Genomic DNA, 8,152 nt, shown 5'->3' with positions numbered 1-8,152 from the left:
AGAGTCACGCAAATCCGCAGGTTTTGAGTAAAATCTGCGAACTAGCCTTCGCTAATTAGCAAAGGAGGCTCGCTCTTATTCTTGTCGGCCGATTCGGAACCCTCTGTTCCACCCTACTCTCGCGTTTTAGGCGGATCAGTCTGCACTTTTACTTTTTGATTAGATAAGGATTAGCTGCAGCGTACCTACTTCGCTAAAGAGCGAACCAAAGTTCGCTATACGAGAGCGAATAGCTCCCGGTAGGCGCTACAGCGAACTAAAATTCGTTTTTCGAGAACTCAGCTTCTCCAACTGCGAAAATCTCTTCGCTAATGCTGGAGAGTCACGCAAATTCGCAGGTTTTGAGTAAAATCTGCGAACCTCCCTTCGCTAATTAGCGAAGGAGGTTCGTTGTTGTTCTTGTCGGGAATTTCGTGCGAACTCCCCCCTCCCTTCCTCTCATCTCGCGCGTTTTAGGTTAATCAGCCTGCACTTTTACATTTTGATCTGCTAAGACTTAGCTGCAACGAACCCAATTCGCTGAAGAACGAACCAAAGTTCGTTATATGAAAGCGAATGGCTGCCGGTATGCGTTACAGCGAACTAAACTTCGCTTTTCGAGAACCCAGCTTCTCCAACTGCGAAAATCTCTTCGCTAATGCTGGAGAGCTACCCCAATCGCCAGGTTTTGAGTAAAATCTGCGAACCTCCCTTCGCTAATTAGCGAAGGAGGTTCGTTGTTGTTCATATTGGAGGCCTGTGCGAAAAATGGACAATTCGAGAAGGCTACAACCGATGAATGTGACTCTGTTAGATAATAAAGCTGAGGTACTCAACTGAATTGCACTCTAAAGCTAAGCGGAGCGGTTTGAGTTCAGGCGGACTTTTCGCAGGTTCTATCCAATTGTCATCGGACAGCGATGAATAATTGGAAGCAAGAACGGCCGCATGAACCAAAACGCGCAGCGACGCTTGGGCTTTGCCAACGTGCACTGCAGCTCTAAAGCTCAGCGGAGCGTTTTGAGTTCAGGCAGACTTTTCGCAGGTTCTATCCAATCGTCTCATCGAGTAGCGATGAGTAATTGGAATCAAGAACGGCCGCATGAACTCAAACGCGCAGCGAAGCTCTGCCTAGCGTGACCTAGCGTGCCATCGCGCAGCAAAAAGCCCTCCGCTTCATTACAAAGCGGAGGGCTCTTTCAACGTCAGCTCAGCCGACTACATGCCAAGCCATTTTTTGAACAAATGCTTCGTCGTATCTTTGTTGATTGCAGCGATCGACGTCGTAAGCGGAATGCCTTTCGGGCACGAGCGCACGCAGTTTTGCGAGTTGCCGCAGCCTTCGATGCCGCCGTCTTCCATCAACGCGTCCAGACGCTCTTCCTTGTTCATTTCGCCCGTAGGGTGAACGTTGAACAGACGAACTTGGGAGATCGCTTGCGGACCGATGAAGCTGTTGCGGTCGTTGACGTTCGGGCAAGACTCCATGCAGACGCCGCAAGTCATACATTTCGAAAGTTCGTAAGCCCATTGACGCTTCGATTCAGCCAGACGCGGTCCAGGACCAAGATCATAAGTGCCGTCAATTGGAATCCACGCTTTAACGCGTTTGAGCGCGTTAAACATCCGCTCGCGGTTAATGACAAGGTCACGGACAACCGGGAACGTACGCATTGGCTCCAGGCGAACCGGCTGCTCCAGCTGGTCGATCAGCGCGCTGCACGCTTGACGCGGCTTGCCGTTGATTACCATGGAACAAGCGCCGCAAACTTCCTCTAGACAGTTCGATTCCCAGCATACCGGAGCGGTGCCTTTGCCTTCCGCTGTTTTCGGATTACGCTGAATTTCCATCAGACCGCTAATTACGTTCATATTCGCACGATAAGGAATTTCGAATTCTTCCTTGTAAGGAGCAGAATCCGGCGTATCTTGACGGGTAATGATGAACTTAATTGTTTTTGTTGCTGTTGCTTCTGCCATCGTCGATTTCTCCTTTCTTGCCAAGCTTAGTGTTTGTTCGATGTATAGTCGCGTTTACGCGGCGCAATCAGCGATACGTCAACGTCTTCATAAGAGATTTGCGGGCCTTCCGGCGTCCAAGTCGCTTTCGTCGTTTTCAGGAAATCTTCGTCGTTACGATTCGGGAATTCCGGCTTGTAGTGCGCGCCGCGGCTTTCGTTGCGGAGCAACGCGCCAAGCGTCATCGCTTCAGCCAACTCAAGCATGTTCCACAACTGGCGTGTGAACGACAGGCTGGAGTTGTTCCACTGTGCAACGTCGTTAATATTGATTTTCTTATAACGCTGCTTCAGCTCTTTAATTTTGCCGATAGTCGCTTCCAGCTTATCGTTGAAACGAACGACCGTCATGTTGTTCGTCATCCACTCGCCAAGCTCTTTCTGAATGACATAAGCATTTTCGTTGCCGTCCAGACCGCGGATCATGCTGATTTTATCAACTTGGCGTTTTTTCTCACGATCGAATACGGAAGAAGAAATATCGTCGGCCGATTTTTTGAGACCTTTGATATACTCAACCGCTTTTGGACCGGAGACCATACCGCCGTAGATCGCGGAAAGCAGCGAGTTCGCGCCCAGACGGTTCGCGCCGTGGTATTGATAATCGCATTCGCCGGCTGCGAACAGACCTGGAATGTTTGTCATTTGGTTGTAGTCTACCCACAGTCCGCCCATCGAATAGTGAACGGCAGGGAAGATTTTCATTGGAAGCTTCCGCGGGTCGTCGCCCGTGAACTTCTCGTAAATTTCGATAATGCCGCCGAGCTTAACGTCCAGCTCCTTCGGATCTTTATGCGACAGATCGAGGTAAACCATGTTCTCGCCGTTGATGCCAAGCTTCTCGTCGACGCAGACGCTGAAGATTTCCCGAGTCGCGATATCACGCGGAACCAGGTTGCCGTAAGCCGGATATTTTTCCTCCAGGAAGTACCATGGCTTGCCGTCTTTGTATGTCCATACGCGTCCGCCTTCGCCGCGGGCCGATTCGGACATCAAGCGGTTTTTGTCGTCGCCTGGAATCGCTGTCGGGTGAATTTGAATAAACTCGCCGTTCGCATAGTGAACGCCTTGCTGATAGATTGCGCTTGCCGCCGTACCCGTATTAATAACCGAGTTCGTCGTTTTGCCGAAAATAATGCCAGGGCCGCCGGAAGCCATAATAACAGCATCGCCAGCAAAGGTGTGTACTTCCATCGACCGCAGATCCTGCGCCGAAATGCCGCGGCATACGCCGTCGTCATCAATAACCGCGCCGAGGAATTCCCAGTGCTCGTATTTCGTTACGAGACCGGCAGCTTCCCAGCGGCGGACTTGCTCGTCCAAAGCGTACAGCAGCTGTTGGCCGGTTGTCGCGCCTGCAAATGCCGTACGGTGGTATTGCGTACCGCCGAAGCGGCGGAAGTCAAGCAGACCCTCTGGTGTACGGCTGAACATAACGCCCATCCGGTCCATCAAGTGAATAATGCCAGGTGCAGCTTCGCACATTGCTTTTACCGGAGGCTGGTTCGCAAGGAAGTCGCCGCCGTATACCGTATCGTCAAAGTGCTCCCAAGGCGAGTCGCCCTCGCCCTTCGTATTAACGGCACCGTTAATACCGCCTTGCGCGCAGACGGAGTGGGAACGCTTTACAGGGACGATCGAGAACAGATCGACATGCACGCCCGCTTCCGCTGCTTTAATCGTAGCCATAAGACCAGCAAGGCCTCCGCCTACGACGATAACTTTATTTTTAGCCATAACGCATCGCTCCTTGTCTTCAAACTATCCGATATTCGTCCATGCCAAAGCGGCACTAGCCGTTTCTTTGAACTCATCGCCTGTGAAAGCAACGAGGGAAAGAATGAACAGCGCGGACACGAGTACAAATACAACCATGCAAATATAAGAAGAAACTTTTTGCGCACGCGGAGAAATCGTAATGCCCCAGCTGATCAGGAACGCCCACAAGCCGTTGCTGAAATGGAACACTGCTGCCAATACGCCAACAACGTACATCACGAAAAACGTAGGATTTGTAGCAATTTGGTGCATCGTGGAGCCCAGCTCCTCATGCGTCACATTGCCGATGTAAACTTGAAAACGAGTCTGATAGACGTGCCAAAATACGAAAATGAACGTAATCACCCCGGTAATACGCTGCACGGTGAACGCCCAGTTCCGGCTGTACGAATATTGCCCCGAGTTCAGGTTGGACTGATAGGCCATATACAAACCATAAATACCGTGGAACAAAATCGGAAGGTAGATGCCAAAAATCTCAAGCACCGGAACAATCGGCAGGCTGTTAATGAAATGCACGCCGTTAGCGAACCCTTCCGGTCCGCGCTCAAACGCTTGGTAGTTGGTCAAGGCATGCACAAGAATAAAGCCCCCGAGCGGAATCACCCCGAGCAGCGAGTGCAGCTTGCGCCAGTAATACGAATTTCCTTTCATTTCATAGTTCTCCTTTCTAGACTGAAAATGCTCACTGTCTTTGAACAAACCATCCTACATTTTACCCCCGGTCGGAATAGCCGTCAACAAAAGTTGACACGGATTAGTCACACTTTCCATCCTACTCCTTTTCGTCTTATAATGGAATTGCATATTTTTTATAATTTATAATAACAAATAAGCATAAGGACGTTTTTCCGTCCATCCGGTTTGGAGGCGTTTTCTACTATGATTGAAGAGTTGGACATGTTTGCCGCCATTGTCGAGCATAAGAGCATGAACAAAGCGGCGGCTGTTCTCAATCTTTCACAGCCCGCGCTTTCCCGCAAGCTGGCCAAGCTCGAGGAGGATTTGGGCGCACAATTGTTCCGGCGGATCGGCAAACGGCTGGAGCTTACGAGAATCGGACAGCTCACCTACGAATACGCGCTGGAGCTTCGCCACTCGCACAAGCGGTTTTTGGAGACGGTGTCGGAATATGCGAGCGCAGGACGCACTTCCATTACGATAGGGGCCAGCCTGACAACGCTGCAGACGACACTGCCTGATTTCATCAAAGCGCTGAACGCCAGCCATCCCGAATTCGACATTAAGGCGATCACGGGCAAGACGCATGAAATCGTCACCCAGGTTCGCGAAAATAAAGCCGATATTGCGATCGTCGCCTCCCGCATCGAAGACGCGCAGCTGCACTGCGTGCCGCTGTTCGACGACCATCTCATGCTCGTCCTGCCGACCAGCATTGCCATCACAGGCAAGGAGCAGCTTGGCATCGATGATCTGAACGGCTTGCCGATGATACTGTTCTCAAGAGGCACCTGGTACCGGATGCTGACCGACGAGGTGTTCGCCAAACATAACTTGCAGCCCGATGTCCGGATGGAGATCGACTCCTTCGAAGCCATCCTGCGCCTGCTTCATACCTGCCGCGCTGCTACGCTGCTGCCCCACTCTTACTTGCGCAAGCAGCTGCTGGAGGACAACGAGCTTTCCGTCGTCTCCATACAAGAGCTGGAGCAGACGAAACGCACAACCTGTCTTATTCACGCTGACCCGGCCGGGCTCCATCCCGCCGTCCGTCTATGGATCGAAGAATTATCCGCCATTAACTGACTATGTAAGCCAAAGCGCAGCAAAGGACAGCGGCCCATAGCGCCACTGTCCTTATCATCACCTGATTACCGATACTTCAAACTGCTCAATCTGATCATTTGTCCCGATGACGACCATGATGTCACGCTCATTCAGCACGTCTGCCGCTGTGGGCGCAATAATAACGCCGCCCTGAGGCTTGTTGATCGCCACGATGCTGCAGCCGAACCGGGCACGCGGATTAAGCTCGCTGAGCGATTTGCCGTTCAGCTCCCTTGGAACGACAAGCTCGGCAATCGTATAGTCCTTCGACAACTCGATATAATCAAGCAGGTTCGGCGATACGAGCTGATGCGCTACACGAATGCCCATATCACGCTCCGGATAGATAACCCGGTCAACGCCCAGCTTCTCCAGCACCCGCCCGTGAAGCTCGCTCATCGCCTTGGCGACAACCTTCTTCACGCCTAGATCCTTCAATAATATCGTTGTCAGGATGCTAGCCTGAATATCATCGCCGATCGCGACTACGCCGCAGTCAAAGTTGCGTGCGCCCAGCGAGCGAAGCGCCTCTTCATCTGTACAATCTGCAGACACGGCATGCGTCAGCACGTCGCACATTTCCTGTACGGCCTCTTCGTCCTTATCGATGCCGAGCACCTCATGGCCAAGCTGAATCAGCTCTCTCCCCAAGCTGGATCCGAACCTGCCAAGACCGACGATGACAAACTGCTTGTTCTTCATTTCTTAATTATCCCCATTCTCTATCCAATAGTAATTTTACCTTCGGGATACCGATACAGCTCTTTTTCTGTTTTTGGTCCCAGCGCATAAGCAAGTGTCAAAGGCCCCAGTCTGCCTGCAAACATCGTCAGCGCAATGACTACTCTGCCGAAGTCCGACAGATCTGGTGTCAAACCCGCCGTTAATCCAACTGTACCGAACGCGGAGGTCGTTTCGAACAATATTAGGATGAACTGATGATCCTCCGTCGTCGTCAGCAGCATCGTAACCCCAATGACGAGCGCCAGCGACAGCATCGTTATCGTCAGCGCTTTGAAAATCCGGTCTTTGCCCAGCCGGTAACGGAACATGACAATATCCTCACGGCCGCGGCCCATTGCCACTACAGCGCCTATCAGCGTCGCGAAGGTGGTCGTCTTAATCCCGCCGCCCGTTGAGCCCGGCGAAGCGCCGATGAACATCAGAATGACGGTGAAGAACAAGGTTGCCTGATGCAAAGAGGAGTAATCTAGCGTATTTGTGCCTGCCGTTCTCGGCGTAATGGACTGGAAGAAAGAAGCCAGCACCTTTTCGCCCCAATTCAGGGAACCCAATGTCTTCGTATTCGAGAACTCAAAGATGAAAATAACGATTGCGCCAACTAGGATCAACGTCCCGGTCATCGAAAGCACGACTTTGCTGTGCATCGACAGCCGTTTGTTTTTCTTTATTTCAAGCAGGTCGGATATGACGATAAAGCCGAGGCCGCCAAGCACGATCAGCAGCATCGATGTAATATTGACCAGAGGATCGCCGACATAGGCAGTTAAACCCCGGAAATGACCGAAAATATCAAATCCTGCGTTGTTGAAAAAGGATACGGCATGAAACAGGCCGAAGTACGCTGCTTTTCCAAGCGGCATATCGAAGGAAAAACGGATGGTGAACAGCAGCGCGCCAACTACTTCGATCGATAAGGAGTAAATAAACACTTTTCGGATCAGCCTAACAATGCCCTCCATGCTCGACTGATTCATCGCTTCCTGAAGAACGAGACGTTCCTTCAGTGAGATTCGTTTACGGAGTACAAGCGCGAACAGAGTGCCCATCGTCATAAAGCCAAGGCCGCCGACTTGAATTAAAAGCAATATAATAAGCTGGCCTGCCGTAGAGAAATAGGTGCCGGTATCGACAACCGCCAGTCCCGTTACGCAGGTCGCAGACGTTGCTGTAAATAAGGCATCAAGAAATCTTAGCCGCGTTCCATCAGCCGAAGCAAACGGCATGCTAAGCAGAATAGCGCCAATAAAGATAATAGCCGCAAAGCCGGATACGAGTATGCGCGGCGGTGACCATTTGCGAACATCGATAAATTTCAACATGACACGCATCCCTTACCCGTTTTTTGAGCATAAAAAAAAGCACCGGAAACCCAATGCTGCTGCGATGAGTCCTGTTCCATACAGCCTGCGAGGTTAGCTGACGGATTCGGGCCTGGAAAGGCGGCCCTATTCAGCAAAGCATGCTGCGGCCCTGCTGGCCGTAGACAAACTTCACCGAAATTCACCCCATGCTGCTCGGAAATAATACGTACCGGCAACGATATGGTTCCCCCGTTTTCTTGCGGAAATTCGGCTGATCTATTCAATTAACAATGATACCGATTATAAGCCTATTTCAACTGCAATACAAAACAAGCAATGTGCATAAAATAAGCTCAATTCATTCAAATTCAGCCAATGGGCAGCTCTGGCATATGCCGGGCTTCTCGCCGCTCGTTATTTCTCCCTTTTACAGGCCGCTGGTCAAAGTTCAATATTTTACATGGTCTTTTTCCGCTGAATTGGCATTGGATAAAATAGGGAGTCCTATGGTATTGTTACTTTATCTGTTTTCCGCCGTACTAT

General features: G+C 51.0%; 6 protein-coding genes and 1 riboswitch. Of the genes, 1 reads left to right on the top strand and 5 read right to left on the bottom strand.

Annotated features, from left to right (window positions below; all coding sequences use genetic code 11):
• Positions 1-1,197: 1,197 nt before the first annotated feature.
• From sdhB to ACFVVF_RS15330, 3 genes are read right to left on the bottom strand one after another with little or no spacing between them, the layout of a single operon-like run.
• A complete protein-coding gene (sdhB, locus tag ACFVVF_RS15340; RefSeq protein WP_387810950.1) occupies positions 1,198-1,959 on the bottom strand; it encodes a succinate dehydrogenase iron-sulfur subunit in 762 nt (253 codons plus the stop codon).
• Between the two features lie 26 nt (positions 1,960-1,985).
• Positions 1,986-3,734, bottom strand: coding sequence for a succinate dehydrogenase flavoprotein subunit (gene sdhA, locus ACFVVF_RS15335; protein ID WP_387810947.1), 1,749 nt, complete (start codon positions 3,732-3,734; stop codon positions 1,986-1,988).
• Positions 3,735-3,758: 24 nt separating this feature from the next.
• Positions 3,759-4,430, bottom strand: a complete 672-nt coding sequence (locus tag ACFVVF_RS15330) for a succinate dehydrogenase cytochrome b558 subunit (RefSeq protein ID WP_387810945.1) — start codon at positions 4,428-4,430, stop codon at positions 3,759-3,761.
• Positions 4,431-4,658: 228 nt separating this feature from the next.
• Between ACFVVF_RS15330 and ACFVVF_RS15325 the strand changes: the two genes are divergently transcribed.
• The gene (locus ACFVVF_RS15325) at positions 4,659-5,543 is read left to right on the top strand and encodes a LysR family transcriptional regulator (protein ID WP_387810942.1); all 885 of its coding nucleotides are present in this window, start codon (positions 4,659-4,661) and stop codon (positions 5,541-5,543) included.
• A gap of 57 nt (positions 5,544-5,600) precedes the next feature.
• On the opposite strand, the gene ACFVVF_RS15320 is transcribed toward ACFVVF_RS15325, so the two are convergent.
• Positions 5,601-6,266 carry a potassium channel family protein gene (locus ACFVVF_RS15320; protein ID WP_387810939.1) on the bottom strand — a complete coding sequence of 222 codons (666 nt, stop codon included), beginning with the start codon at positions 6,264-6,266 and terminating at the stop codon, positions 5,601-5,603.
• A 20-nt stretch (positions 6,267-6,286) separates the two neighbouring features.
• Positions 6,287-7,627, bottom strand: a complete 1,341-nt coding sequence (locus tag ACFVVF_RS15315; RefSeq protein WP_387810936.1) for a TrkH family potassium uptake protein — start codon at positions 7,625-7,627, stop codon at positions 6,287-6,289.
• Positions 7,628-7,694: 67 nt separating this feature from the next.
• Positions 7,695-7,892: riboswitch (cyclic di-AMP (ydaO/yuaA leader) on the bottom strand.
• Positions 7,893-8,152: the final 260 nt, after the last annotated feature.

The sequence above is a fragment of the Paenibacillus sp. NPDC058174 genome, from assembly GCF_042883865.1.
Classification (GTDB): Bacteria; Bacillota; Bacilli; order Paenibacillales; family Paenibacillaceae; genus Pristimantibacillus.
The sequence above is the reverse complement of the archived record's forward strand: the minus strand, read 5'-3'. Positions and strand labels throughout refer to the sequence as shown.

Bases quoted from the DNA above. Each gene is read 5' to 3' on its own strand.
- ACFVVF_RS15320 (WP_387810939.1), bottom strand. From the start codon at position 6,266: ATGAAGAACAAGCAGTTTGTCATCGTCGGTCTTGGCAGGTTCGGATCC.
- ACFVVF_RS15325 (WP_387810942.1), top strand. From the start codon at position 4,659: ATGATTGAAGAGTTGGACATGTTTGCCGCCATTGTCGAGCATAAGAGC.
- sdhB (WP_387810950.1), bottom strand. From the start codon at position 1,959: ATGGCAGAAGCAACAGCAACAAAAACAATTAAGTTCATCATTACCCGT.
- sdhA (WP_387810947.1), bottom strand. From the start codon at position 3,734: ATGGCTAAAAATAAAGTTATCGTCGTAGGCGGAGGCCTTGCTGGTCTT.
- ACFVVF_RS15315 (WP_387810936.1), bottom strand. From the start codon at position 7,627: ATGTTGAAATTTATCGATGTTCGCAAATGGTCACCGCCGCGCATACTC.
- ACFVVF_RS15330 (WP_387810945.1), bottom strand. From the start codon at position 4,430: ATGAAAGGAAATTCGTATTACTGGCGCAAGCTGCACTCGCTGCTCGGG.